Consider the following 24,330-nt stretch of genomic DNA (forward strand, 5'->3'; position numbering starts at 1 on the left):
TCATGAACGCCTGCGTGATCACGCCGATGACGGCGAACGACCTCGACTGGGTGTGCGCTGAGGAAGCTTGCCTTCATGCACACCCCTGGACGCGCCGTAACTTCGAGGATGCGCTGGCCGCCGGCAACGATGCCTGGGTGATGCACGCTGGTGGCGAAGCGTTAGCGTACGCGGTTGTTCTGCGCGTCCTCGATGAGGCGCACCTGCTCGACATCGGCGTGAGTCTTCGGGCGCAGGGCAGGGGGTATGGACGACAGTTGCTGGACTGGATTGCGGATTTCGCCCGTGATCAGGGCGCAGTCGCGTTCTTTCTCGAGGTGCGCGTTTCGAACGCGACTGCCCTGGCACTTTATGAGCGCTCGGGTTTCAGTGAGATTGGCCGTCGTCGTGGCTACTATCCGGCAGTCGATGGGCGCGAGGATGCGATCGTGATGAGGCGGGACCTATGATCGCGGGTACGCAAACATCCCGCCGTGATGCGTTGCTGAGGGAAATGGGCCTTGGGCCGGTCTGGCGGTTGCGCAGGACTGCCGATGAGGCTCAGGACGACATAGGCGTGGCAGCCCAGGGCGTCGAGTCGTCACCTCAGCTGTCGCGGGACGAGCGTGCGCCGTCGCGGCCCGACACACGGGCGCGCGCGCGCGTCGAGCCGCCTGCCAAGCCTCTACCCGAAGATGTCGCGCCGCCGTCCGCCGATGACGCGATCAGCAGCGTGCGCGCCCAGCGGATTGCCAGCCTTCAGTGGGACGCCCTCGAGGAAGACATGCGCGCCTGCCGCGCTTGTGGCCTTTGCGAGCAGCGCAGGCAGGCCGTACCTGGTGTTGGTGACCGCAATGCACGCTGGATGTTCGTCGGCGAAGGGCCGGGCAGCGAGGAGGATCTTCGAGGCGAACCTTTCGTTGGTCCGGCGGGCCGCCTGCTCGACAACATGTTGGGTGCCATCGGCCTGGACAGGCGCCACGACGTTTTCATTGCCAATGCGGTCAAGTGCCGGCCGCCGCACAACCGCACGCCTCAGGGGGCCGAGTTGGACGCCTGTCTGCCCTATCTGCAGCGCCAGATCGAGTTGGTCAGGCCGCGGCTGCTGATTGCGCTCGGCCGTCCCGCCGCACAAGCGTTGCTGAATCGTGAGATCGCAATCTCTGCCGCACGCGGCAAGCGTTTCGAGCGCAATGGCGTGCCAGTGATGGTGACTTATCATCCGGCTTATCTGCTGCGCAATCCGCAGGACAAGGCCAAAGCCTGGGAGGATCTGTGCTTTGGCCGTCGCTTGATGGGCGGCGTCTGCGCGTCGGACTGAGCATGCTTGGGGTGCTGCTCAGTGCGTGCGGTCCTCGAGCAGGGCGACATTGTCGAATTCGCGCTGGTTTGCCTCGTGGCGGCGTTTGACGACGAGCATTGTGCCGGCGACGAAGATGCCGAAGAGCGCGATCACGGTGTTGATCGACAGCCCGAACATGATCAGCAAGGCATAGGTGCCGGTCATGACGAGGATCGACAGGTTCTCGTTGAAGTTCTGCACTGCGATTGAGTGGCCAGCGCCCATCAGAATATGGCCGCGGTGCTGCAGCAGTGCATTCATCGGCACCACGAAGAAGCCCGCGAGTCCGCCCACGACCACCATGAGCGCCATCGCGATCCACGCCTCTGTCACGCCGATCATCAAGGTGACAACGATCCCCATCGCGATGCCAAGCGGGATCACCCTCACGGACTGACGCAGTGAGATGTAGCGCGCGGCAAGGATCGAGCCGGCGGCGATTCCGAGCGCCACCACGCCCTGCAGCATGGAGGCTTCGGAGAGGCTCATACCCAGGTTGTGTTCGGCCCACTTGATGACGATGAACTGCAAGGTTGCCCCGGCGCCCCAGAACAGCGTGGTGACGGCGAGAGAGATTTGACCGAGCTTGTCGCGCCACAGCAGGCGCAGACAGTGGTTGAAATCATGAAACAGGTAGATCGGGTTGTTCTTGAGCGGCTTGTGGTCGACACCGGTATTGGGGATGAACATGTTGAACACGGCCGCGGCGAGATAGAGCGAGCCGATGACGAACACTGCCGCCTCGAAGGCGTTGTCGGCAAAGGGCAGCCCCAGGCCCATCAGGGCCGCAGAGACGTCGTCGCGGATCATGATGCCGCCCATCACGGTACCGATGATGATTGCCCCCACCGTGAGCCCCTCGATCCATCCGTTGGCGACCACCAGCAGGCGGTGAGGGAGGTACTCGGTGAGGATGCCGTACTTGGCGGGCGAGTAAGCGGCCGCACCGAGTCCTATCACGGCGTAGGCCAGCAGCGGGTGGCTGCCCAGAAACAGCATCAGGCAGCCGCCGATCTTGATCGTGTTGCTGATCAGCATCACCCGCCACTTGGGCATCGAGTCGGCGAAGGCGCCGACGAATGCGGCCAAACCGACGTAGGACAGGGTGAAGAACAGCTTGAGCAGCGGCTCGAACTCGGACGGTGCGGCCATGTCCCGGAGCATTGCGATCGAGATGATGAGCAAGGCATTGTCGGCGAGCGCAGAGAAGAACTGCGCAGCCATGATGATGTAGAAGCCGAGCGGCATCGTGCGGTAGCAGGCTCACGGTAGCAGGAGCGCGGTTTATATCACGAAGGCGTGTGCATGGTGATGACGCCGATCAATGCCCGAAATCAGCGCCAGCTTTGGCACCAAACCCCGGCGTCTGTGGGATCGCCGAACGCCTGCATTTGTGCTTTAATTCGAGTTGATAAACCATCCTTATCCTGATCATGGCAGATCGCAGACTTCAGGTTTTCCACGCGGTAGCGAAGCACGGCTCGTTCACGCGCGCGGCAGAACACCTTCACATGACGCAGCCAGCCGTCACCTTCCAGATCAAGCAGCTGGAAGAGCACTTCGACACCCGGTTGCTCGATCGCGGGCATGGCAAGATCTCCCTGACACCTGCGGGCGAACTTGTGCTGGCCTACGCCGAGCGGATTCTCGGACTCTCCGCCGAGCTGGACTCGCGCGTGTCCGAGCTTACCGACGAGCTTGCGGGCCAGATCAAGATCGGCACCAGCACAACGATCGCCGCTTACTGGCTACCGCACATCCTTGAAGGCTTCAAGCGCCGCTACCCACGCGTGTTGCCGCGTGTGGTGGTCGGCAACTCGAAACTGACCGAAGATGCCGTTGCTGCGCGTGATCTGGACATCGGCCTCATCGAGATCGTTACCGAGCAACACGCCATTGAGCGCCGCAGTGCTGCACGCGACGAGCTGTTCGTGATCTGCAGTCCCGACAACCCGCTTGCGGCGTTCAAGAGTCTGCGAGCGAAGGACCTGGTCGGCCACCCCTTCATTGATCGTGACCCGGGTAACGGCATCCGTCAGATTGCCGACGAGTTCTTCGAGGCTGCCGGCATTGCCGGTAGTGAGATCACCCTGTGCGCTGAGATCGGCAGTCTGGCGACGATCAAGCACCTTGCGGCTGCGGGGCTGGGCTTTGCCATCGCGTCCAAACGCGCGATCCAGCGAGACCTGGAGGATGGCCGTCTGGTTGCGATTGCCCTCGAGCCGAGGATCTACACCCCGCTCGAAGTCATCCTGCCCCGTGACAAGTTCCGCTCGCGACTGATCACCGCCTTTGCAGACTTTGCCTGCGAGGAATTCGCGCGGATGGCCGATCGCGACAGCGCGGCCTGACCCGATGTCAGACGGCCAATTTCCGACTGCCCGCACCGTAACTGACTGATGGCACGCGCGAAGACTGCGTTCGTGTGCACCGAGTGCGGTGCACAGGCGGTGCGCTGGCAGGGTCAGTGCCCGCAGTGTCAGGCCTGGAACACGCTGGTCGAAACCGTCCTTGAGCCGGCAACGTCATCGGCCGGCAACCGCTTTGCGGCCCTGGCCGGCGATACCGCGCGACTGCGCCCCCTGTCTGCGCTGCAGCCCAAGGAGGAACCCCGCCAGCCAACCGGACTGGACGAATTCGACCGTGTGCTCGGCGGCGGACTGGTGAGCGGCGGTGTCGTGCTGATCGGTGGCGATCCGGGGATCGGCAAGTCGACGCTGCTGTTGCAGGCCCTGTCCAACCTTGCGACGCTGCAGCAGGGGGCAGGCGCGGGCGCAGAGGAGGTGCGCACGACCGCAGTTTATGTGAGCGGCGAGGAGTCGGGCGAACAGGTCGCGCTGCGTGCCCAGCGCCTGCAGCTGCCTGCGACGCCCTTGCAGATGCTGGCCGAGATCAACCTTGAGCGCATCCTGCACACACTGCGCGAGGCGAGGCCGCGGGTGGCGGTCATCGACTCGATCCAGACCGTCTATTCCGAAACCCTGCAGTCGGCCCCGGGTTCGGTGGCGCAGGTGCGCGAATGCGCGGCCCAGCTCACGCGCTTTGCCAAGCAGAGCGGCACCTGCCTGATCCTCGTCGGCCATGTCACCAAGGACGGGGCGCTCGCCGGTCCGCGGGTGCTCGAACACATCGTCGATACCGTGCTGTACTTCGAGGGCGACACGCATTCGAGCTTCCGTCTCATCCGTGCTTTCAAGAACCGCTTCGGTGCGGTCAATGAGCTCGGCGTGTTCGCGATGACCGAGCGTGGGCTGCGCGGCGTGTCCAACCCGTCGGCGATCTTCCTGTCGCAGCACTCCCAGCAGGTGCCGGGCAGCTGCGTGCTGATCACCCAGGAGGGAACGCGTCCGCTGCTGGTCGAGGTGCAGGCGCTTGTCGATGCGTCGCAGAGCCCCAACCCGCGCCGGCTTTCGGTCGGCCTCGAGCAGACGCGGCTGGCCATGCTGCTGGCGGTGATGCATCGCCACGCCGGCATTGTGTGCTTCGACCAGGACGTGTTCGTGAATGCGGTGGGCGGGGTGAAGATCACCGAGCCGGCTGCCGATCTCGCGATCCTGTTCGCGATCGTGTCCTCGCTGCGCGATCGCCCCTTGCGTCGTGGCCTGGCCGTGTTCGGCGAGGTCGGCCTTGCCGGTGAGATCCGCCCCGCGCCGCGCGGCCAGGAGCGCCTGAAGGAAGCAGCCAAACTCGGCTTCGACGCCGCCATCGTGCCGCGCGCGAATGCGCCCAAGCAGGCCATCGACGGATTGCGGGTGATCGCCGTGGAGCGCGTCGACGAGGCGCTGGAGGCCTTGCGCGAACTCGAGTGAGGCCGCGCTCAGCCGCCTTCGGGCGCCGGCGGGCTGGTTGTGCACCACGCCTGCGCCCAGTCCAGGGCCGCTGCGAGCCGGGCCATTGCCTGCGGCGACGGCTCGGTACCCAGCGCCCACTGCTCACCGCGGATGGCGAGGAGCGTTGAAGGGGGCGGCGGGCATCGCTCCAGGTCCTCGAACACACTCAGCACCACCTGCGGCGACACCGCATGCGTGGTGAAGCTGGTGTCGCGCGCCGGCAGGACTGTGCTGACCTCGAAAGGGTGCCCGGCGTCGACCGAAGCATCGACGAAGAGCACGCGCTGCCGGTCGCGCAGGTCGAGTGCATGTTCGACCTGGAGCTGGAAGTCTGTCAGGCACTCGACACCGGGCAGCGCGCGACCAGCGAGGGCGTCGATGAAAAGGGGGCCGAGTGCGTCGTCACCGCGGCTGGGGTTGCCCCAGCCGAACACGAGAATCGGCGGCGGCGTCCGTATGCTCATGTCAGCATGCGCTGTGCCCGGGCTCACTGACGGCAGCGGCGGTCGAGCTCCTCACCCGCGGCGTCGACCAGCCGTACCTCGAGCGGCATCCTGCCCAGGGCGTGGGTCGCGCACGACAGGCAGGGGTCGTAAGCGCGAATGGCAACCTCGATGTGATTGAGCAGCCCTTCGGTGAGCTCGCGGCCGTCCAGGTAGCGCCTGGCCACCTCGCGCACCGCGGCATTCATCGCCTGATTGTTGTTGGTGGTCGACACAATGAGGTTGGCCATGGTGACGAGGTCGTCGTCGCCGACCTGGTAGTGGTGGAACAGGGTGCCGCGCGGCGCCTCGATGACACCGACGCCCTCGCGCCGGCGGGCCCCGCTCACCATCAGCTCGTCACCCTCGATATCGTCGTCGTGGAGGAGATCCTTGATCGTCTCCGCGGCAAACAGCATCTCGATCATGCGCGCCCAGTGATAGCCCAGCGTGGCGTGCATCGGGCGCTCACCGGCGTAGGCAAGCAGGGTCCGCCGCTCATGGTCGGCAAACGGCGTGGGGATGCTGTCGCAGTTCTGCACTCGCGCCAGCGGTCCGACCCGGTACCAGCCGCGCTCGGGGCCGAGTGCGGCGAGGTAGGGGAACTTCATGTAGGTCCAGGGTTTGACCTCTTCCATGATCAGGCTGTCGTAAGTCTGGTAGTCGACCTGGTCGAAGAGGATGCGCCCGTCTGCGTCACGAGCACGCAGCGCGCCGTCGTAGAGGTCGAGGCTGCCGTCGGGGGCGACCATGCCCATGAAGTTCGACTCGAAGCTGCCGAAACTGTCGTAGAGCGTGGGGTCCTGTTCATGGATGCGGCGGACGATCTCGACCGCCTCCCGGCTCCAGGCGATCATCTGGTAGGCGTCTCTGAGCAGCAACTGGCGCTCGGCGCTGCTCAGCGAGCGATTGACGCCACCTGGCACAGCACCGGTGCCATGGACGCGCTTGCCTGCGGTGAGCCGGATCACCTCCTGTCCGTATTTGCGCAGCAGGATGCCCTTGCGGGCAATGTCGGGAAACTGCTCCGCCACGCCCACGATGTTGCGGCGACCGGGCTCGGACTCGAAGCCGAACAGCAGGTCGGGCGAGGACAGATGGAAGAAGTGAAGCGCATGCGACTGCAGGATCTGGCCATAGTGCATGAGCCGGCGCATTCTGTCGGCCGTCGGCGTCAGGGTCGTGGCGCCGACGATCAGGTCGAGCGCCTTGCTCGCCGCGAGATGATGGGACACCGGGCAGATACCGCACAGACGCTGCACCATCACCGGTACTTCCCAGTAAGGTCGGCCCTGGATGAAGCGCTCGAAGCCGCGGAACTCGACGATGTGCAGGCGCACCTGATGCACCTTGTTGTCCTCGTCGAGCAGGATGGTGACCTTGCCGTGGCCCTCCACGCGCGTGACCGGGTCGATGGCGACGCGGCGTAGTCTGTCGCGTGCAACGGTTGCGGTTTCGAGATCCAAGCTCATGGCGTCTGTCCTTTGCGGCATATCCGTGTTGAGCGCATGGGGTGCCTATGTACCGTCTCAGTCGTACTGCAGCAGGCCGTGGCCGAGCCTGGGCGCACGACCTTCGATGAGATCGTTCAGGAATGACCAGATCGCATCAGCCGAGGGCGGGCAGCCAGGCAGGAAGTAGTCGATCCGCACTACCTCGTGCACCGGATGCACCTGGTTCAGCGGCAGTGGCAGTTCGGGGTCGTCGGGTACGGCGCTGCCCGGCGCCAGCCCGTGCCCGGTGCGATACACCATCTGCAGGATCTCGCCGACGTCGAGCGCATTGCGCTGCGCCGGCAGGCCGCCATTGACCGCACAGGCGCCGAGTGCGACCAGCACCTTGCAGTTGGCGCGGAACTCGCGCAGCACGTGCACGTTCTCGGCATTGCACACGCCACCCTCGATCAGTCCGATGTCGCAGGGGCTGCAGTGCTTGATGTCGGTAATCGGTGAGCGGTCGAACTCCACCCTTTCGAGTAACGTCAGCAGGCGTTCGTCGATATCCAGCAAAGACATGTGGCAACCGAAGCAACCTGCCAGCGACACGGTCGAGACCTTGAGCTTGCCCGCCATCAGCCTGGCTCCTTGTCGGTGTGCACGGTGTCTGCCCGGACGGCCCCGATCGGTTCGCGATCATAGGTGCGCTTGCCGATCGGCACGGCGAAGCCCACGCGCTTGCGCAGGATCACGCCCACCGGACAGATCGTGGCCGCACGATCGCTGGCGGCAAAGCGCGTTTCCGCCAGCTGGCCGGAGACGCTGTTGACGATGAGATGCGAACGCGTGCCGCGCCCGGACAGGGCAAACACGTCCTTGCCATCAATGTCGCGGCTGGCCTGCACGCACAGCTCGCACATGATGCAGCGGTTGAAGTCGAGGAGTACGTCCGGGTGCGAGGCATCGACGGCCCGGTCGGGATAGAAGTGGTCGAAGTGGGGGCTGAGCATGCCCAGCCTGTAAGCCGTGGCCTGCAGCACGCAATCGCCGCTCTTCTCGCAGGATGGGCAGAAGTGGTTGCCCTCGACGAACAGCAACTGCAGCAGGGTACGGCGCTTGTCTGCCAGTTCCTCGGTTTCGCTTTCCACTGATTGGCCCGCCGCCGCACGCACGGTACAGGCGGTCGCCAGCCGGCCGTCGATCCTCACCGTACACAGCTTGCAGGATCCGTGCGCAGCAAAGTCCGGATGCCAGCACAGGTGCGGGATGTACTTGCCAGCAGCAGTTGCTGCCTGCATCACCGTCTGGCCCGGCGTGAAGGCCACTTCTTCGCCATCAAGCAGGAAGGTGTCCTTCATGGCTGTTCATCCTTCGCAGGGCTTGGCGTAGCGGGGAAGGGCGCGTATGTCGCATCACCCCAATCGGGCGGATGCCGATGGGTGTCGATAGCGCTAAGGTTGCTGCCCAGGTGAGCGCCCGGATCGTCCCGGCCGGTCATCTGGCGCGCCCGCGACAATGCGGCATCCAGATCGAAGGCGGGCTCGTATTCGCTTGACTGGAGCCTGCTCTCGAATACCGAACGGAAGCGGGAGAGCATGTCGTTGACTGCGATGGTCGCGGTATTGCCAAGTCCGCAATGGCTCGCCCCTTGCATGAGAACGTGCATCTTCGCCATCTCCTCAAGGTCGTAGGGCGAGCCACGCCCGGCAGCCAACTTATCAATCAGGCGGGCAACCACCACGGTGCCGACCCGGCACGGTGTGCAGAAACCGCAGCTCTCATGGGCGAAGAAGTGAGCGAAGTTGCGCGCGACCTCAAGCATGTCGCGGCTGCGGTCGAACACCATGATCGAGCCGCCCGTGGCCACGTCCTCGAAGGCAATCCGGCGCCCGAACTCGTGCTCATCCAGACAATGACCTGCCGCGCCCGCACTGGTGACGGCCAGGGTGTCGCGGGCGCCCGCGGCCTGCAGCACGTCGGCCACGGTAACCCCGAAAGGAAACTCGTAGATCCCCGGACGGGCGACGTCGCCCGACACCGACAGCAACTTGGTGCCGGTGGAGGCGGGCGTGCCGATGGCGCGAAACCACTCGCCGCCACGGACGGCAATGAGGGCTGCGAGGGCGAGCGTCTCAACGTTATTCACCGTGGTGGGCTGACCCCGGTAGCCGTTGGTGACAGGGAAGGGCGGCCGGATACGCGGCTTACCCGGTTTGCCCTCGAGCGATTCGATGAGTGCCGACTCCTCGCCGCAGATATAGGCGCCGGCACCAAGGTGAATATCGATGTCGAAGCTGAAGCCGCGGCCCAGGATGTTGCGCCCCAGCAGGCCTTGTTCGCGGCGTTGCGCCAGGCGTGCCTGGAGGCGGTCGAGCAGGTAGCGGTATTCGCCGCGCAGGTAGATGAAACCCTTGCTCGAGCCAATCGCGAGGCCGGCGATGCACATGCCATCGACGACGAGGTCGAAGTAGCTGTTGAGCAGGACACGATCCTTGAAAGTACCTGGCTCGCCTTCGTCGGCATTGCAGATAACGTAGTGCGCGTCGCCCCAGGCGTCGCGGCACGAGCGCCATTTGATGTCGCTGCCGAAGCCTGCGCCCCCCCGACCACGCAGGGACGACCGCTCGATCTCGGCAAGCAGCCCGGCTGCGCCACGGTCGAGCGCCGCTGCGAGCGCTTCGCCCGGGCTCAACCGATGATCGAGCAGGACGTCACGACGCTGGATGTTGTCCGCCACCTCGAACCATTCGGGTGGCCAATCGCCGATGGGTACGCGGCTGCGAACGAGGTGCGCCATCTCGTTGATCCGGTCGACAGTCAGGCGGGTGATCGCACGGCCGTTCGCGAGCAGGGCTGGCCCCTGGTCGCACATGCCGGTGCACGATGTCGTGTCCACGCGCACCAATCCATCCTCGGAAAGCCGGCCTGGTTCGAGCCAGAGTTGCTCGCATAGGGCGCTCATCAGCCCGGTGTTGCCGAGCATACGGTCAGTGATGTTGTCCGAGAACAGCAGCCGGTATTCGCCTGCAGGCTGGGTGTGGAGAAAACTGTAGAAGCTCGCCGTGCTCTCGACCCGCACACGCGGCACGGCTAGCGCGGACGCAATGGCGCTGATGACGTCCGGCGGCAGCCATCCCGCCTGTTCCTGCACATCGATAAGGATCTGCAGAAGTTGAGAGGGCTCTCGGCGATGTTGCACGAGAATGCGATCGAGCTCCGATGCGTCCACAGCGTACTCCCGGCCATTGCGTGCTCTTGCTCCTGCATTATGGCGGGAAGCGTGGAGTATCAGTTATCAAGTTTCCAATGGCGTGATCAACTCGTTAAGTTTACATAACGCAGATCGTGGTGAGGGCAGAAACGAGCAAGGGCGCGGCAATGGCGGGCGAGGGTGACAGTAGCAAAATGACACCAGCGCCCGCAGTCAATGACGCTGCCATGCCGCCGAGCTTCGCGATTTTTTCCCAATAGGCGCGCCGATTGCCGTCCTTCTCGCGTTCTGCATTCGCTTGCGCGATCACCTTCAGCGGGTCGATTCCGACAAGTCCAGCCAGCCGGGCGGCTGTGTAGTCGTCGATGATCCGCTCGCCGTTGTAGTACTTCGTCATGGCTGCACGGCTCAGACCCAGTGCGCGGGCGAGTTCTGCGTTTGATTCAGCGCCGATCTTGCGGCGCGCGGCGTCTAAGTATTCGCGGGTGTGCATGGTCGTCTCCATGTTTTGCAATTCAGCATATGTTCTGCGTTGGCACTTGACAACATAGTTGGCAGGTGGTTACAGTTCGCTCCGTTGGCAGGTGCCAACAATTACCCCCCCCTCAGGAGGGGGTAGAAAGCCGCAAGGCTTGAAGGCCCGTCTAGTAATACGGGCCTAATTCGGTAGCGCGGCGTCTGAACTCGCGTAAGCGGTTCGACGGTAGCGCGGCCTTAATCAACCAGTTTGGGAGAACTGCCATGCAACAAGCCACGACCAGTCAAAGCCCCTCGCAACTCCCGGCGGCGCAAGCCGTCGCGGGGGGCGTCCCTACGCTCGATGTCCCGTTGTTGATCGACATTGCGTATCAGTCCAGCACAGACACGCGGGGAGGTGATCCGGCGCGGCTGTTCTTCGCCCGTCTCGTCGGTGCAGTTGAGACCCGTCACGGTTCCAGTGTTGCCGCTTCGCTCGCCCTGGCGCTCGGGTTTGATCACCTCATTGCTGATTCGGAGCGCGGGCAATGATCACCATCGGGCGGAAAACGATCACGGTGTCGGTCCTTCGCTCGGGCCGTACCGGCAAGCTATTGCCTCCGGTTGTGCGCCTTGGGCGCGCGCCGCTCGGCGTCCCGGATGCCGTGGCCTATGGCCTCCATTTTCTTCCGGCCTGGTTGGAGCTTTCGCAATGAGTACCGCCTTCATTGACTTCCTCGGCGTCACCTTCTGGATGGATGCCACCAACGCCAAGCAAAGCATCGAAATCCTGCTTCGCGGCTGGCTCGGTGTCGAAATCAAGGTGTCCGAGACCTGCAAGGGGTGGAACGGCTATAAGCACCGCCTTGACGTGGATGGGATTGGCCTTGTCGCATTCGGCGGCAACGGTGACACCGTGCATATCGAGATGACCGGCGCGGGCTGCATGCAAGTCAAGGATTGGGATGCGGTCGCCGATTCGCTCACGATGCTCGAAGCCCGTATCACCCGCCTGGATTTGGCCGTCGATGATTTCGACGGCACCAGGTACAACCTGGATTGGTGCAAGGCGGCGTACGAAAGCGGCGAGTTCAATCCCGCGCGAGGCGCAAAGCCGGTGCCGCGTCTGGTCGATGACATGGGCAGCGGTAAGGGCTGCACGTTCTACCTGGGCTCACGCGAAAGCGGCAAGCTGTTTCGCGGCTACGAGAAAGGCAAAGAGCAGGGCGACCCGGCGTCGCCGTGGTTCCGCTGCGAGGTCGAATGGCGCAACCGTCACCGGGAAATTCCCGTCGATGCGATCCGCCAGCCGGGGAAGTACTTCGCCGGATCGTACCGCGCGTTCGAATCGCATTCCCTCGAACAGCGCGTGATCAAGACGATTGCGCACGTCGCTCAGGCGCACATCGAGCGAGCAACCGACCACGCCCGGAAGCAGGCCGGTCGCGTCATACATGGCCTGCTCGCCCTCGGCTTGACGGTGCAGGAAGTGATGGCGCGTCTGCATGTGCCTGAGTTGCCGAAGAAGCTGGTAGCGCCAATCCGCGCGTTCCTGGCTTTGGATGAGTCCGAGCGCACGTACACCACCGCCACCGCTCCGGCATGGGCGGCTAAAGCCACACCCGATGAGGTGTCAGACCTCTACAAGGCATTCCGGCTCCAGCGCGCGAAGTGGCGCGTAGGGCAGGGCACGAACGGCATGCATGCAGTTGAGGGGGTCGCATGGCTCGGCGCGTAGGTTTGCCGCCCGCGTTCTGCGGCCTCGAGCAACAACGGGTGTATGCGCCTGGAAACCTCGCCATTCCACATGAGTGGCAAGGGCGCGGACGCTGGCGGGGTGGCCCCCTTCATACGTTTGTAGATGACTACCGGCAAGAGTTCTTCTGGCGGCGACCGGAAGAGGGCGCGCTAATCGCGCGTGCAGCCGGGATCGTGACCGCACCTGATTTTACGGCGTACCTCGATGACCCCCAGCAGTGGCGCACGTACCAAGCGTGGCGCTCGGCCACAGTCGCCAAGTACTGGCAGAGCTTCGGCGTTTCGGTCCTCCCGGTCGTGTCGTTTCGCAGCGGCTGTGCGTACCACGTCGAAAGGGACTCCGTGTGGGCCATCCGCGCACCCCGGCCCGAGAACCGCCAGCAATGGGAAGAGGAAGTTACGAAGTGGGCGGAAGAGGCGGAACCGCTTGCGCTCGTCGTGTTTGGGCGTAGATGGGAGTGTTTTCTGCCCGTGCCGCTGGTCTGGCGAAGTCTTGCCAGCAAGGTTACTGCTGCACAAAAAGAGGCGTAGCCGTGGGGGGCAGAACACGACGGGAAGAGTACCCAGATAGGGAAAGCTGGATTACTGAGGTGTCAGATCAGCGCCTGGAACAGTACCGCCAGCTCACCTATGCCAGTGGTTTTAATCAGCGCATTGATGGTGCATCCAGGTCGGGTGGCCAGCAATCATATTTCACAGACCTTATCGAACGCGAACGGGCGAGACGCCAGAAGTAACGCCCCAGGGACCTATGCCGCAAGTCCCGAAATCCTTAATAGCGGCTGGAGATTAAAAAATGCGTTTCCCTTTCGAACTCACGGCATCCCGCGTCATTCAGGGTCGCAAAGACCCCTCGCGCCATTTCACCATCGTTGAAGGGCTGATCACCCTCCCGGACAACAAGCGCGTGTTCATGGAAGCGCTCTTGCCGGATCGCCAGCACTTCGTCCCTGGTCAGTACGCCGTGGAGGTCGCCCTTGACACCGACCGCAATCGCCGCCTCACCGCCTTCGTGCGTGCGCTGCATCCGGTTCAACAGAAAGCGGCTGCGTAACCGTAATGGCTCAGTGCATCCACATTGAATTGGACGGCACGCATTACACGTGGCCTATGACGGTGGAAAACGGCGTCGATGACTGCGGCGATTATTACCTCCTGGAACGGTCGGAGTATTACGACCTCACCCACGGACTTGCAAGTATTCCTGACTTTGCAACTTACGGCATCACGCCTGAAACGGTGACGGAAGTCGCCGCCTGGGGGTTCGGTGCCGTGATTGCGGGTTGGGCTTTGGGCCTCGTTACCGGATGGGTGGCAGAGGCAATTCGTAGGGCATAACGCCCAATTTCAAAAGGAGTAGTACAAATGGCTGACGTTCTCGCTGCTGTCTCGTTCGGTGACGCCCTCACCGCTGTGGTCGCCCTGCTGGTGGTCGGTATCGGCATCAACATGGCGTTCAAGGGCTCCGCCTTCGGCAAGCGCGCCATCAAGGCGGCGTAAAGATGATCGCCGGGCCGATCCTCGCCTTGTTCTGGGTGATTGTTGCTCTGATCGGGGCGGCGGTCGCGCTCGCCATCGTCTGGGGTGTAGGGGGGCGCTTGTGAGAGCGCTCCGCCTCGCCTTGTTCTTCGTCGTCGGGCTCCTGTTCGGGGGCGCGGTGACGTTCGCGTATGCGCAACAGCAGCTCAACGGGCCAGCGCGCTACGGATCATCGATCAACTTCAACTACCCCGACGGCATCAACGCCCCTCGCCGTACGGGTGGCCCGATCTACGATTTCCCAGACGCCCCCGATGGATGGGGAAAGATGCGGGACATCAACAAAATCAAGATGGGTTCGCATACGTTCGATGTGCATGGGGTACGCAAGTTCTCGCCGGGGACGCTCGCAAAGATGGGCGTCGGCCTAGCCAGGAAAGCCGGTCCCATTGGTATTGGGCTCACGCTCGCGGACCTCGTATGGGATGAGGCCCAAGGCTGGCTGATTCCCGGAGAAGACGACGGTCAGCCCGACCCGACGCTGGGCGGTTTTACCGTGATCGGCGGTTTCAGTGGCGGAGATGTCTTCCCAACTCGACATTGCTTTGATGCGCGAAAGGCTGTCGCTGAGGCATTCGCAGGTTGGTGGGACCCCGATAAAACCGCCTTGGCGAACAAAGTCGGGCAAGCCGCGCCGGTCACCATTACTTGCATTGTTTCGGACGGCCCGCCTGTCCAAACGATCACGTACACAAAGGCCGATGCATCACTCACGACGGTTGACCGCATCCGTATTCGTTATACCTATAACGGAAACAATCAATATGCGTATATGAGATACAGCGGTGCCGAGATTTGTGAGAGCGGCCAACGTTTGACCGTTAGTGGCCGATGCGTCAATCCGACCCGACCAGCGACGGACAAAGAACTCGAAGATGCCATTTACGTTGATCTAGTTGGGCGGGGCATGGGCTCGGACCTCGCAAGGCGCTTGATTGAAGCGGGCTACACGCCCACACCTGACGGCCACGAGGCGGACGGCCCGACGACCGTGCCGGGTGAGACGACCACGACCACTACCACCAGTCCGGCGGGCACCACGACCATCACCACCAACACCACCAACAACCTCACGTACAACACGAACACGACGAACAACACGACCACGATCACGATCACCCAGACCACGACGACCACGACCACGAACCCGGACGGCACCCAGACCGAAAGCACCGAGACGAAACAGCCACAGCCGGGGGAGCGCGAAGAGCCCGAGCAATACAGCCTCACCTATTCGCCGTCATCTCTCCCGGAGGTGCCAGACTTCTACGAGCAGAAATACCCGGACGGGTTTGCGGGAGAGTGGGACGGCTTCAAGCAGCGTATTGACGGGTCCAGTCTGGCGAACTTCATGCGGTCGCTCACCAACGGCATACCGTCTGGCGGTGAGTGCCCATCGTGGTCGCTCACGTTCAACTTCGGGGCAATGGGCAATTTCGGCACGATGGTCATGCAGCCGCCGTGCATCATCTGGCCGTTCATCAAGGCGGTGATGATTCTCAGCGCCTTGTTCGTCGCGCGGCGCTTAGTCATAGGGGGCTGACATGGGTGCAGTGTTCGCCGCCATTGGGCGGTTTTTCTCGGACCTGCTCAAGGCGATTACTGATGGTCTCGATTTCATCGCGCGTCTCTTCGTGCAGGTCTTCGTGGATCTGTGGGAGTTCGCAACGGACTTGCCGGTATGGATCTTCGCCCAAGTCCTCGACATCGCAGCGGCGGCGGTGGAAGCCCTCGACCTCGACGGGCTCACACAATACGCCTCGACCTGGGGCGCGTTGCCAGCGGAAATCCTCAATGTGCTGGGCTTGATCGGACTCGCCGAGGCGCTCGGCATCATCGCCACAGCGGCGCTCATCCGGCTGGCAATGCAGGTGATTCCGTTCGTTCGCCTGGGCTCCTGACATGATTAATCTTCTGCTAGGTGCTCCAGGGGGCGGCAAAAGCTACGAGGCCGTCGCGTACCACGTCCTGCCGGCCTTGTCGCAGGGTCGCAAGGTCATCACGAACCTGCCGCTGCAACTCGATGAAATCTACGCGCTGGAGCCGTCCTATGCGGGCCTGATCGAGCTTCGGCACGAGACCAGGGCACCACGCCGCAATGACGGCAAGTATCAGAATCGAGCGGCCTTCAGCCATGCCGAGGACTACGGGGACGACTGGAGGCACCCCGAGACGGGAGCCGGCCCGTTGTATGTCATCGATGAGTGCCACATTCCTCTGCCCGCGCAAGGCACGCCGATTGAGGTCGAGCACTGGTATTCCCTTCACCGGCACGAGTCGGCTGACGTGCTCCTGATCACCCAGAGTTACGGCAAGATCAACCGCGCGATCCGCGACCTCGTTCAGGTGGTCTATCGCGTGCGCAAGGCGACCGCGCTCGGCACCAGTACGAGTTACATACGGAAGGTGCAGGACGGCCTACGCGGGGCCGTAGTCAACGAAGCCGTTCGCAGCTACAAGCCGGCGTACTTCAAGCTGTACAAGAGTCACACCAGGGGAGGGGGGGCCGAACTCGCAGCGGGCGACATCCGCCCGATCTGGCATCACTGGTCGTTCAAGGGTGCAGCGGTCCTCCTGCTGGGCGGGCTCGGATACCTCATCTTCGGCGATTGGGCACTCTTCCCGGAGCCGAAACAACCGGAGCCACGCCCGACCGGGCAACAACAAGTACAGACACAGCCCACGGTGGTCGCCGCACCCGTGCGGACACACGAGCCTGACCGCGTAACGACGGCAGCGCCACCAGTCACAGCGCCGGTCGCCAGCTCGAAGCGGGCCCCATTCGATGGCCTGGGCATGCACGTCACCGGCTATATCCAGATGGGCGATCGTATCCGCTATGGACTCGCGTTCAGCCAGAACGGTCAGGTAGTCCGGCAGACCACCGACGAAGAGCTACGCACAGCGGGCTATGGCGTCGAGCCAGTGGGCGAGTGCCTATTCAGGGCCACCTACGAGGGCAACGCCATGTGGGTACGATGCGATGCACCTATGGCAACGGTCACGCCGTTCGGGGGCGTCACCACAGCAAGGCCGACCGCAGCGCAGACTGACGGGGGGGACCCCGCTCGCGGGGGGGACCCGGCAGGGAAAGCGCCGGGCGGAACCGTGAAGGAAGTCACGAGCTAACCAGGGCCGTCCCGGTATATTCCGGCGCATGGAAACCCATGTCATAACCATCGCCGGTGTCCTGGTAGCCGTATTGCTCATGCTGCTTCTTGTACGCCGTCGCCGACGCAAGACGCCGACCTCGAGAGGGATCACCCGGCCACGCCATGATCCGTTACTGACTGCCTGCCTGGGCGATGCTGCGAAGGCGCAACGCCTCGCAGAGTACGAGCGCAGGAGGCATCCATACCTTTCGATGGAGCAAGCGCGCCAACTGGCGTACGAGAAGCTGACCGAAGATCGCAGGCGCTGAAACAGGCGCTCAGCGGATTAACGTGTGGTGAGTGAGTCATGTTGAGATCGGTCACGCAGCTTCCTTAGGGGCGCGGCCCAGTGAGAATTGAGAATGCTGTTGCTGCCACAAGTGGAACTTGTCCATTTCTAATGGCATCAGTGCGCTCCACCCCATAGGCCAACCCATCATCCACTCTTCGAAACTGGCGCAGCGCACCGAAGCAATCTCCGTCCCACGGAATGGATTCCCTGAACCTCCCCACTCGTCCAGCCTGCCGGCTACATGGTTCTTCCCTGATGTGCAGCCGCTCGGCGTCGGCCACAACCCAGAGGCGATCACGCTTATGGGGCGCTCCGCAATCGGATGCTGATAGACGCAGCCACTGCGCGTCATACCCCAATTCGGCAAGGTCACTGATGACCACGGCAAGGCCTCTTCCCACAAGCAGCGGTGAGTTCTCCACGAAGACAAATCGAGGTCGTACTTCACCGACGATTCTAGCCATCTGCCGCCAAAGCCCTGAGCGCTCTCCAGATATGCCAGCGCCAAAACCGGCGGAGGATATGTCCTGGCACGGAAACCCGCCAGAAACCACGTCAACAAGGCCGCGCCATGGTCTTCCGTCAAAACTGCACACGTCAGACCAAATCGGGAAAGCTGGGAGGGCTCCATCGTTTTGCCTAAGCGCCAGAACTTGTGCGTCGTAGGCATCACGTTCAACTGCGCAGATGGTGCGCCATCCCAGCAGGTGGCCGCCGAGTATTCCGCCACCAGCGCCTGCGAAAAGAGCCAGCTCATTCATAGTCCCTTCCACACGATATTCCGAATAGCCGAAACAGGCAGGATCAACGAGCGATTCCGTAGAAGTTGCAGTCACGCACGCCGTAGAACCGGATCGCCTCCGCGCGCACCAGTCGCGCAGTGTTCGCGGCACCGTTACTGCTGTGACGGTCGATCAGCCGCAGCGCTTCGGCGATGAGGGCGCGTGCCTTCTTCAGCGGGTCTTGAGCAGCCCTGATCCGGTCTGCAATTCGGCCTGTTATGTCGGCGAGTGCCAACACCATCTGACGGGACAGGAATTCTGCTGACTTGCGAAGGCTTGCGGGGATCATGGTTTTCTCTCCTACCGGGTTCCTAGATTCGGAGCCGATCGTTTGATCCTCTCCGGTTGTTGCATCGCTGGCTGAGTCCTTCCGTACTTCCTGAGTTCGTCGCCGTAAGCGTGGGGGCCGCCTGTCAGGGCGGAACGTCAAGGGCGGGCCCGTCCCGTACACTTCACCCTTGATGGGACGAACTGACAGGCGGACAACAAAGCGAAGGGGACGAAACGAGGGAAGGAAGGAAGGGCGGTGGAGGTGCAACGAGCGGTGAGCCTGCCGGGAGGCACTCAGCGCGTAGCGCTCTGACTTTCTATTGGCCTTGCAGCCCGCAACGATGTTTCCAGATTGGTCCCAGAATCTCCGGCAACTCTACTGGTTTCGTCGCATGGCGAGGCCAGCATCGACGCCGACCGTCAGGACATGGCAGCGGCGGATTCAGCACGAGAAGCGGCGGCTCTTGGAGGCGGGCGTCTGTCCGTTCGAGCTGCACGCGGTCTGTCGCGTGCTCATGCATCCATCATGCGAAACATCAGCGGCACGGCTGGAGCGCATCATGCAGTCCACGGTGGCTACTTAACATAACGCAGATTATCGTGTTTTTGTGATCGCAGAGGGTGGGGGAAAGAGTCACTCTGCAGGCTGTCTCGCGCTTCGGCAGTTTGGGCACCACTGCACCAATACTGCCCACACGCATCCGCGAATGCGGTCAGGCCACGTCACGGCCTGGCTTGAAAGGCCTTTTAAAACAATGTGGTGCGGGGAAAGAGACTCGAACTCTCACGCCTTGCGGCGCTGGAACCTAAATCCAGTGCGTCTACCAATTCCGCCATCCCCGCGGGTGTCACGTCTGAAGCGGAGCGCATTATACACAGCACCTGCCCGATCGGCCGTCAGGTGCCGTGCCATGCGTCCCGTCAGCTGGCGGTGCGGCCGTAGTTGTCCTCGAAACGCACGATGTCATCCTCGCCAAGATAGCTGCCAGATTGCACCTCGATGATCTCCAGCGGCAGCTTGCCCGGGTTGGCGAGGCGATGCGTGTGTCCCAGCGGAATGTAGGTGGATTCGTTCTCGCCGAGCAGGAAGGTCCGGTCGCCATTGGTGACCTCGGCCGTACCCTTCACCACGATCCAGTGTTCGGCGCGGTGATGATGCATCTGCAGGCTGAGCTTGGCGCCGGGATTGACGACGATGCGCTTGACCTGAAAACGCTCGCCGGCGTCGATCGAGTCGTACCAGCCCCAGGGCCGGTACACCTTGCGATGGCTCTGCGTCAGGCTGCGGCCTTCGGCCTTCAGGCGCGCCACGACCTTCTTGACGTCCTGCGTTCGCTCCTTGTGCGCGACCATCACCGCATCCGGCGTCTCGACCACGATCATGTCCTCGCAGCCGATCGCGGCGACCAAACGGCTGCCGGCATGTACCAGAGTGTTCCGGCTTGATTCGAACAGCACCTCGCCGCGCGCGGCGTTACCGTCTGCATCCTTGTCCGAGACGGCCCATAGCGCATCCCAGGCACCAACGTCCGACCAGCCGGCGGATAAGGGTACGACCACCCCCTGCCCCAGCTCCGGCGCTTCGGCGATGCGTTCCATGACCGCGTAGTCGATCGAATCGCTCGGGCTGGCCTCGAAGGCGGGGGCGTCAAGGCGGATGAAGTCCGCATCCGTGCTGCGGGCGGTAAAAGCGCGCGCGCAGGCGGCTTCCATGTCGGGATTGAAACGCGCGATCGCCTGACGCCACACCGAGGCCTTCATCATGAAGATGCCGCTGTTCCAGAAGTAGGCCCCGCTCGCGACATAGCGCTCGGCAGTGGCGCGGTCCGGCTTCTCGACGAACTCGGCCAGGCCACGTGCCGTGCCGGTGTCGGCAACCGGGGCCCCGGCTCGGATGTAGCCGTAGCCGGTCTCAGGCCGGTCCGGCACGATGCCGAAGGTCACCAGCGCACCTCCTGCGGCGGCTCGCGCGCCTTCTGCGATCGCCTGCTGGAAGGCCGTGACATCGCTGATCACGTGGTCGGCTGGCATCACCAGCAGCACCGGATCACCCTCCTCCAGTGCAGCCAATGCCGCCAGCGTGAGCGCTGGCGCCGTATTGCGACCGACCGGCTCGAGCACGATCTGCGGCGCTCGTACGCCGATCTGGCGCAATTGCTCGGCGATGATGAAGCGGTATTCCTCGTTGGTAACGATCAGCGGCCGAGGATCGACCTCGGCGCCAGCAAAGCCCTTCAGGCGGACCGCGGTCTCCTGCAGCAGGGACAGTTCGCCGGTCAGCGGCAGCAACTGCTTGGGGTAACTTTCACGCGAGGCAGGCCACAGGCGGGTGCCTGAGCCGCCGGAAAGGATCACGCTCTTGATGGTCATGGTCGGGAGTGTCCTTGGTCAGGTCTGCAGTTCGCGCAACATGCGCGCGACGCCGTCGCGCCAGTCTGGCAGGTGGAGCCCGAAGGCATGGCGCAGCTTGGTGGTGTCGAGGCGGGAATTGAGCGGACGCACGGCCGCGGTGGGATAGTCGGCGCTACCGATCCTGGCGATCTCGCGTACCTTGAGCGCGCGCCCGAGGTTGCGCGCTTCGTCAATGACGAACTGTGCATACCCGTGCCAACTCGTCACGCCGGCCGCGGCGAGGTGGTAGGTGCCATCAAGCTCCGGCCGGCTCAGGCAGGCGCGCAGGGCGTGGGCGCTGACGTCTGCAATGAGATCTGCGCCGGTGGGGGCGCCGAACTGATCGGCGATCACGCTCAGCACCTCGCGTTCGGCCGCCAGCCGCAGCATGGTGCGCGCAAAGTTTCCGCCGCGTGCAGCATGGACCCAGGATGTACGCAGGATCAGATGCCGGCAAGCACTTTCGCGGATCGCCTGCTCGCCCTCAAGCTTGGTACGCCCATACACCGACAGCGGTCCGGTTGCATCGGCCTCCGTCCAGGCTCGCTCGCCACTGCCGTCGAAGACATAGTCAGTCGAGTAATGCACCAGCAGGGCGCCCGCATCGCGGGCTGCACCGGCGAGTGCCCCCACCGCCTCGGCGTTGATGAGACGAGCCTGGGCGGCTTCGGTCTCCGCCTTGTCCACCGCGGTGTAGGCCGCGGCATTGACGATCACCGTTGGTGCCACACGGCCTATGGTGCTGGTCAGTTCATCCGGGCGAGAGAGGTCTCCGCACAGGCCTGCGTCTGCATGGCGATCGAGCGCGACCAGCTCGCCGAGCGGCGCGAGTGCGCGCTGCAACTCCCAGCCCACCTGGCCGTTGCGGCCCAGCAGCAGTATCCTCATGCGCCCTGCCCTGCGTCACTGCCGCCATACTGGGTCGCCACCCAGTCACGGTAAGCGCCGCTCTGCACATTGGCTATCCAGCCGGGGTTGTCGAGATACCAGCGCACTGTCTTGCGGATACCGGTTTCGAAGGTCTCCGCCGGCTTCCAGCCCAGTTCGCGCTCGATCTTGCGCGCATCGATGGCGTAACGGCGGTCGTGGCCGGGGCGATCCTTGACATAGCTGATCAGGCGCTCGTGCGGCCCGGCCGGGTCGGGACGCATCTCGTCGAGCAGACGGCACAAGGTGCGCACGATGTCGATGTTGGCGATCTCGTTCCAGCCGCCGATGTTGTAGGTCTCGCCAGGGCGTCCGCGCGCCAGCACCTCACGGATCGCGCTGCAATGGTCACCGACGTAGAGCCAGTCACGTACATTGAGTCCATCGCCGTACACCGGCAGCGGCTTGCCTGCCAGCGCGTTGACGATCATGAGCGGGATGAGCTTTTCCGGAAACTGGTAGGGGCCGTAATTGTTCGAACAGTTCGTGGTCAGCACCGGCAAGCCATAGGTGTGGTGCCAGGCGCGCACGAGATGGTCGCTCGCCGCCTTGCTTGCCGAATACGGGCTGTTGGGCTCGTAAGTCTTGGTTTCGGCAAACGGCGGATCCTGTGGCCCGAGCGAGCCATAGACCTCGTCGGTGCTGACGTGGAGGAAGCGAAACGCCTCGCGATCGTCGGCCGGCAGTCCGGACCAATACGTGCGCGCGGCTTCGAGCAGTGTGAACGTGCCTTCGACGTTGGTACGCACAAAGGTGCCCGGCCCGTGGATGGACCGGTCGACATGGCTCTCGGCAGCGAAGTGGATGATCGCGCGCGGCCTGTGCTCGGCCAGCAGGCCATCGACCAGTGCACGATCGCAGATGTCGCCGTGGATGAAGCGGTGCGCCGCGTTGCGCTCCAGACTGGCCAAGGTCTCGAGATTGCCCGCATAGGTGAGCGCATCGAGGTTGAGCACGGCCTCATCGCCGCCAGCAAGCCAGTCGAGCACGAAATTTGCGCCGATGAAGCCGGCGCCGCCCGTGACAAGGATCAAGATACGGCTCCTGTCCTGATTGCAAAGGCTGGATTATGGCATCGGGAAGCGGCCGGGCACAGTCCGGATGTGGCAGCTGGCACCTGCGGCACCGTGGTCGGGCCCTGGCGGGTCTTTCGAGGTGGGGCCCGGGGCGCCAAGAGACATGATTGCGTCGCTCCAGCGGCTGTTCCCGTGGCGCCTCGCGTTACATCGCGAGGCGTTCGGCGTAGCCCGTCATCTCGAGATAGCCTTCACCGATCGCACGCGCCTCGTCTGCCGCACCCAGTTCGAACAGGCGAACCGCGCCCTCCCAGTAGATCGCCCCGGTCGACGCGCGGCTGTCCAGTTCCTGGTCATCGATCAACGGTCGCAGGCGCAGGCGGCGCCCGGCGAGCTCGATCTCCCACTCCACCGGGTAGCGGATGCCGGTGCGCGGTGATTGCCAGTGGCGCAGCGGGGTAAAACGCAGCTCGTCGGGGCCATGGATGCGCGAGGCACCGTCCTCTTCGCTCAGCGTGCCTGCATGCCAGAGCGCCCTGCCCTCGCCATCGCGCATCTGAAAGGCCATCAGTCCGCCGCCGCCATACAGATTGATACCGACCCAGTCCCAGCCGCGCGCGCCTTCGGGCAGGATCTCGCTAGACCACTCGTGATCGAGCCAGGCATGGCCCTCAACCTCGCGCACCGTGCCGCCGATACGCATGCGCCCGCCCACCATCATCTGTGGTCGGCTGTAGTAATAGCTGGCATTGAGTGGATCCGGCGCCTTCTGGCTGAAGCCCTGCTTGCCGTTGAGGACAGGCGCACGACCCGGCTCGAACACCAGTTCGAAGCCAAATTCATCGGTCTCGATGTTCGTCCGATAAGGCGCCAGCACCGTATCGCCGCCTTCCAGCAACCAGTCATCCACCCGCACGGACGTACGCCCCTCGCCCGCCTCGACCAGCCCCGGATAGGCGCGCGCCGAGCGCTCGGCGTGGCGCAGCCGGCCAATGGACGGGTCCGCGATGGCAGCATGAGCAAGGATCAGCTGACGCGGGGCAAAGCGGCTCGGATTGTCCTCGCCGATACGCGTACGTACGCGGAAAAAGGTGAGCTGGAAACCATAGCCTCCAGCCCTTCCTTCGGCCCCTCCCTCTCCGGCGCCCTGCCAGTGCCTGCCTGTCCCGCCGCCCGCTTCGCGCAACCAGCCGGTGACATACCACCACTCGGTGCGAAACTGCGGATGAGCACCAAAGTCCTGCGGAAACTGCAACAGCGCACCCTCCACCACCGGAGGGTAGGCCGTGGCCTCTGCACTGGCCGCATGCCCGCCTGCACGTGCAAGCAAAGGCACTCCCGGCAAGGCCAGTGCAAGCAAGCTGCCGACGACCGGGCGCAGCAGAAAGCGCCGCCGATCCGCAGCAGTTGGGGGTAGCCGCTTGTTCCTCATCCAAACTCCGTCAGCCTGTCTGCCATGTCATCCGG

The 24,330-nt window shown here is 63.6% G+C and carries 27 protein-coding genes and 1 tRNA gene; 14 read left to right on the forward strand and 14 right to left on the reverse strand.

Translation table 11 applies throughout. The features are described 5' to 3' along the window. Positions 1-2 precede the first annotated feature (2 nt). Both rimI and C662_RS11465 read left to right on the forward strand, forming a co-directional pair. Positions 3-449 carry a ribosomal protein S18-alanine N-acetyltransferase gene (rimI, locus tag C662_RS11460; RefSeq protein ID WP_002929017.1) on the forward strand — a complete coding sequence of 149 codons (447 nt, stop codon included), beginning with the start codon at positions 3-5 and terminating at the stop codon, positions 447-449. A gap of 107 nt (positions 450-556) precedes the next feature. Further along, positions 557-1,300 (forward strand): uracil-DNA glycosylase, encoded by a 744-nt coding sequence (locus tag C662_RS11465; RefSeq protein ID WP_002929018.1) that lies wholly within the window; start codon positions 557-559, stop codon positions 1,298-1,300. 18 nt (positions 1,301-1,318) lie between these two features. Here C662_RS11465 and lplT read toward each other — a convergent pair whose 3' ends face one another. After that, a complete protein-coding gene (lplT, locus tag C662_RS11470; RefSeq protein WP_002929019.1) occupies positions 1,319-2,569 on the reverse strand; it encodes a lysophospholipid transporter LplT in 1,251 nt (416 codons plus the stop codon). A gap of 185 nt (positions 2,570-2,754) precedes the next feature. Here lplT and C662_RS11475 point away from each other — a divergent pair, with 185 nt between their 5' ends. Next, a complete protein-coding gene (locus C662_RS11475; RefSeq protein WP_083485757.1) occupies positions 2,755-3,672 on the forward strand; it encodes a LysR family transcriptional regulator in 918 nt (305 codons plus the stop codon). A 48-nt stretch (positions 3,673-3,720) separates the two neighbouring features. Continuing rightward, complete coding sequence (radA, locus tag C662_RS11480) at positions 3,721-5,130, forward strand: DNA repair protein RadA (RefSeq protein WP_002929024.1); 1,410 nt, start codon at positions 3,721-3,723, stop codon at positions 5,128-5,130. 8 nt (positions 5,131-5,138) lie between these two features. Here the strand turns inward: radA and C662_RS11485 are convergent, their stop codons facing one another. The 6 genes from C662_RS11485 to C662_RS11510 all read right to left on the reverse strand — a co-directional run bounded on the left by C662_RS11485 (position 5,139) and on the right by C662_RS11510 (position 10,773). Further along, entirely contained in the window at positions 5,139-5,615 is a 477-nt protein-coding gene (locus C662_RS11485; RefSeq protein ID WP_037984508.1) for a hydrogenase maturation protease, read from the reverse strand. Positions 5,616-5,638: 23 nt separating this feature from the next. Next, positions 5,639-7,105: a Ni/Fe hydrogenase subunit alpha gene (locus C662_RS11490; protein WP_002929027.1), complete on the reverse strand. Its 1,467-nt coding sequence runs from the start codon at positions 7,103-7,105 to the stop codon at positions 5,639-5,641. A gap of 57 nt (positions 7,106-7,162) precedes the next feature. Next, a complete protein-coding gene (locus C662_RS11495) occupies positions 7,163-7,705 on the reverse strand; it encodes an NADH ubiquinone dehydrogenase (RefSeq protein WP_002929033.1) in 543 nt (180 codons plus the stop codon). Further along, the gene (locus tag C662_RS11500; RefSeq protein ID WP_002929036.1) at positions 7,705-8,427 is read right to left on the reverse strand and encodes a 2Fe-2S iron-sulfur cluster-binding protein; all 723 of its coding nucleotides are present in this window, start codon (positions 8,425-8,427) and stop codon (positions 7,705-7,707) included. The genes C662_RS11495 and C662_RS11500 overlap by 1 nt, the downstream gene beginning before the upstream one ends. Continuing rightward, entirely contained in the window at positions 8,424-10,298 is a 1,875-nt protein-coding gene (locus tag C662_RS11505) for an NAD(P)H-dependent oxidoreductase subunit E (RefSeq protein ID WP_002929038.1), read from the reverse strand. Before C662_RS11505 ends, C662_RS11500 begins: the two co-directional genes overlap by 4 nt. Positions 10,299-10,398: 100 nt before the next feature. Beyond that, positions 10,399-10,773, reverse strand: a complete 375-nt coding sequence (locus C662_RS11510) for a transcriptional regulator (protein ID WP_002929040.1) — start codon at positions 10,771-10,773, stop codon at positions 10,399-10,401. Between the two features lie 248 nt (positions 10,774-11,021). Here C662_RS11510 and C662_RS11515 point away from each other — a divergent pair, with 248 nt between their 5' ends. The 10 genes from C662_RS11515 to C662_RS11550 all read left to right on the forward strand — a co-directional run bounded on the left by C662_RS11515 (position 11,022) and on the right by C662_RS11550 (position 17,162). After that, complete coding sequence (locus C662_RS11515) at positions 11,022-11,288, forward strand: hypothetical protein (RefSeq protein WP_002929042.1); 267 nt, start codon at positions 11,022-11,024, stop codon at positions 11,286-11,288. Continuing rightward, positions 11,285-11,452: a hypothetical protein gene (locus C662_RS20310; protein ID WP_157354534.1), complete on the forward strand. Its 168-nt coding sequence runs from the start codon at positions 11,285-11,287 to the stop codon at positions 11,450-11,452. The genes C662_RS11515 and C662_RS20310 overlap by 4 nt, the downstream gene beginning before the upstream one ends. Beyond that, positions 11,449-12,474, forward strand: a complete 1,026-nt coding sequence (locus tag C662_RS11520; RefSeq protein ID WP_002929055.1) for a replication initiation factor domain-containing protein — start codon at positions 11,449-11,451, stop codon at positions 12,472-12,474. Before C662_RS20310 ends, C662_RS11520 begins: the two co-directional genes overlap by 4 nt. Then, entirely contained in the window at positions 12,459-13,025 is a 567-nt protein-coding gene (locus C662_RS11525) for a DUF4417 domain-containing protein (RefSeq protein WP_002929060.1), read from the forward strand. The genes C662_RS11520 and C662_RS11525 overlap by 16 nt, the downstream gene beginning before the upstream one ends. A gap of 265 nt (positions 13,026-13,290) precedes the next feature. Continuing rightward, entirely contained in the window at positions 13,291-13,548 is a 258-nt protein-coding gene (locus tag C662_RS11530) for a hypothetical protein (protein WP_002929062.1), read from the forward strand. Positions 13,549-13,553: 5 nt separating this feature from the next. Then, entirely contained in the window at positions 13,554-13,832 is a 279-nt protein-coding gene (locus C662_RS11535; protein WP_002929066.1) for a hypothetical protein, read from the forward strand. 27 nt (positions 13,833-13,859) lie between these two features. Then, positions 13,860-13,994 (forward strand): hypothetical protein, encoded by a 135-nt coding sequence (locus C662_RS20655; protein WP_269745384.1) that lies wholly within the window; start codon positions 13,860-13,862, stop codon positions 13,992-13,994. A gap of 121 nt (positions 13,995-14,115) precedes the next feature. Further along, a complete protein-coding gene (locus C662_RS20445; protein WP_198291897.1) occupies positions 14,116-15,576 on the forward strand; it encodes a hypothetical protein in 1,461 nt (486 codons plus the stop codon). A 1-nt stretch (position 15,577) separates the two neighbouring features. Next, positions 15,578-15,934 carry a DUF2523 family protein gene (locus C662_RS11545; RefSeq protein WP_002929070.1) on the forward strand — a complete coding sequence of 119 codons (357 nt, stop codon included), beginning with the start codon at positions 15,578-15,580 and terminating at the stop codon, positions 15,932-15,934. Position 15,935: 1 nt separating this feature from the next. Further along, positions 15,936-17,162, forward strand: a complete 1,227-nt coding sequence (locus tag C662_RS11550; RefSeq protein ID WP_002929082.1) for a zonular occludens toxin domain-containing protein — start codon at positions 15,936-15,938, stop codon at positions 17,160-17,162. Positions 17,163-17,518: 356 nt separating this feature from the next. Here C662_RS11550 and C662_RS19790 read toward each other — a convergent pair whose 3' ends face one another. The 7 genes from C662_RS19790 to C662_RS11590 form a co-directional block, all read right to left on the reverse strand. Beyond that, entirely contained in the window at positions 17,519-18,238 is a 720-nt protein-coding gene (locus C662_RS19790) for a DNA cytosine methyltransferase (protein ID WP_002929085.1), read from the reverse strand. Positions 18,239-18,281: 43 nt separating this feature from the next. Then, positions 18,282-18,548, reverse strand: coding sequence for a hypothetical protein (locus tag C662_RS11565; protein ID WP_002929086.1), 267 nt, complete (start codon positions 18,546-18,548; stop codon positions 18,282-18,284). 739 nt (positions 18,549-19,287) lie between these two features. Then, positions 19,288-19,372 (reverse strand) — tRNA-Leu (locus C662_RS11570). A gap of 78 nt (positions 19,373-19,450) precedes the next feature. Further along, positions 19,451-20,899 carry a mannose-1-phosphate guanylyltransferase/mannose-6-phosphate isomerase gene (locus tag C662_RS11575; RefSeq protein WP_002929088.1) on the reverse strand — a complete coding sequence of 483 codons (1,449 nt, stop codon included), beginning with the start codon at positions 20,897-20,899 and terminating at the stop codon, positions 19,451-19,453. Positions 20,900-20,917: 18 nt separating this feature from the next. Continuing rightward, positions 20,918-21,808: a dTDP-4-dehydrorhamnose reductase gene (gene rfbD, locus C662_RS11580; protein ID WP_002929090.1), complete on the reverse strand. Its 891-nt coding sequence runs from the start codon at positions 21,806-21,808 to the stop codon at positions 20,918-20,920. Continuing rightward, entirely contained in the window at positions 21,805-22,881 is a 1,077-nt protein-coding gene (gene rfbB, locus C662_RS11585; protein WP_002929092.1) for a dTDP-glucose 4,6-dehydratase, read from the reverse strand. The genes rfbD and rfbB overlap by 4 nt, the downstream gene beginning before the upstream one ends. A gap of 187 nt (positions 22,882-23,068) precedes the next feature. Next, positions 23,069-24,295 (reverse strand): lipocalin-like domain-containing protein, encoded by a 1,227-nt coding sequence (locus C662_RS11590; protein WP_002929095.1) that lies wholly within the window; start codon positions 24,293-24,295, stop codon positions 23,069-23,071. Between the last annotated feature and the right edge of the window lie 35 nt (positions 24,296-24,330).

This window comes from Thauera sp. 28, from assembly GCF_000310145.2.
Taxonomy (GTDB): domain Bacteria; phylum Pseudomonadota; class Gammaproteobacteria; order Burkholderiales; family Rhodocyclaceae; genus Thauera; species Thauera mechernichensis.

Excerpts from the sequence above, each read along its gene's own strand:
- C662_RS11525 (WP_002929060.1), top strand. The coding sequence starts at position 12,459 with ATGGCTCGGCGCGTAGGTTTGCCGCCCGCGTTCTGCGGCCTCGAGCAA.
- radA (WP_002929024.1), top strand. The coding sequence starts at position 3,721 with ATGGCACGCGCGAAGACTGCGTTCGTGTGCACCGAGTGCGGTGCACAG.
- C662_RS11520 (WP_002929055.1), top strand. The coding sequence starts at position 11,449 with ATGAGTACCGCCTTCATTGACTTCCTCGGCGTCACCTTCTGGATGGAT.
- C662_RS19790 (WP_002929085.1), bottom strand. The coding sequence starts at position 18,238 with ATGAATGAGCTGGCTCTTTTCGCAGGCGCTGGTGGCGGAATACTCGGC.
- C662_RS11565 (WP_002929086.1), bottom strand. The coding sequence starts at position 18,548 with ATGATCCCCGCAAGCCTTCGCAAGTCAGCAGAATTCCTGTCCCGTCAG.
- C662_RS20310 (WP_157354534.1), top strand. The coding sequence starts at position 11,285 with ATGATCACCATCGGGCGGAAAACGATCACGGTGTCGGTCCTTCGCTCG.
- C662_RS20655 (WP_269745384.1), top strand. The coding sequence starts at position 13,860 with ATGGCTGACGTTCTCGCTGCTGTCTCGTTCGGTGACGCCCTCACCGCT.
- C662_RS11510 (WP_002929040.1), bottom strand. The coding sequence starts at position 10,773 with ATGCACACCCGCGAATACTTAGACGCCGCGCGCCGCAAGATCGGCGCT.
- C662_RS11495 (WP_002929033.1), bottom strand. The coding sequence starts at position 7,705 with ATGGCGGGCAAGCTCAAGGTCTCGACCGTGTCGCTGGCAGGTTGCTTC.
- C662_RS11485 (WP_037984508.1), bottom strand. The coding sequence starts at position 5,615 with ATGAGCATACGGACGCCGCCGCCGATTCTCGTGTTCGGCTGGGGCAAC.
- C662_RS11490 (WP_002929027.1), bottom strand. The coding sequence starts at position 7,105 with ATGAGCTTGGATCTCGAAACCGCAACCGTTGCACGCGACAGACTACGC.
- rfbD (WP_002929090.1), bottom strand. The coding sequence starts at position 21,808 with ATGAGGATACTGCTGCTGGGCCGCAACGGCCAGGTGGGCTGGGAGTTG.
- C662_RS11500 (WP_002929036.1), bottom strand. The coding sequence starts at position 8,427 with ATGAAGGACACCTTCCTGCTTGATGGCGAAGAAGTGGCCTTCACGCCG.
- C662_RS11575 (WP_002929088.1), bottom strand. The coding sequence starts at position 20,899 with ATGACCATCAAGAGCGTGATCCTTTCCGGCGGCTCAGGCACCCGCCTG.
- C662_RS11590 (WP_002929095.1), bottom strand. The coding sequence starts at position 24,295 with ATGAGGAACAAGCGGCTACCCCCAACTGCTGCGGATCGGCGGCGCTTT.
- C662_RS11545 (WP_002929070.1), top strand. The coding sequence starts at position 15,578 with ATGGGTGCAGTGTTCGCCGCCATTGGGCGGTTTTTCTCGGACCTGCTC.
- C662_RS11475 (WP_083485757.1), top strand. The coding sequence starts at position 2,755 with ATGGCAGATCGCAGACTTCAGGTTTTCCACGCGGTAGCGAAGCACGGC.
- C662_RS11535 (WP_002929066.1), top strand. The coding sequence starts at position 13,554 with ATGGCTCAGTGCATCCACATTGAATTGGACGGCACGCATTACACGTGG.
- lplT (WP_002929019.1), bottom strand. The coding sequence starts at position 2,569 with ATGCCGCTCGGCTTCTACATCATCATGGCTGCGCAGTTCTTCTCTGCG.
- C662_RS11530 (WP_002929062.1), top strand. The coding sequence starts at position 13,291 with ATGCGTTTCCCTTTCGAACTCACGGCATCCCGCGTCATTCAGGGTCGC.
- C662_RS11515 (WP_002929042.1), top strand. The coding sequence starts at position 11,022 with ATGCAACAAGCCACGACCAGTCAAAGCCCCTCGCAACTCCCGGCGGCG.
- rimI (WP_002929017.1), top strand. The coding sequence starts at position 3 with ATGAACGCCTGCGTGATCACGCCGATGACGGCGAACGACCTCGACTGG.
- C662_RS11550 (WP_002929082.1), top strand. The coding sequence starts at position 15,936 with ATGATTAATCTTCTGCTAGGTGCTCCAGGGGGCGGCAAAAGCTACGAG.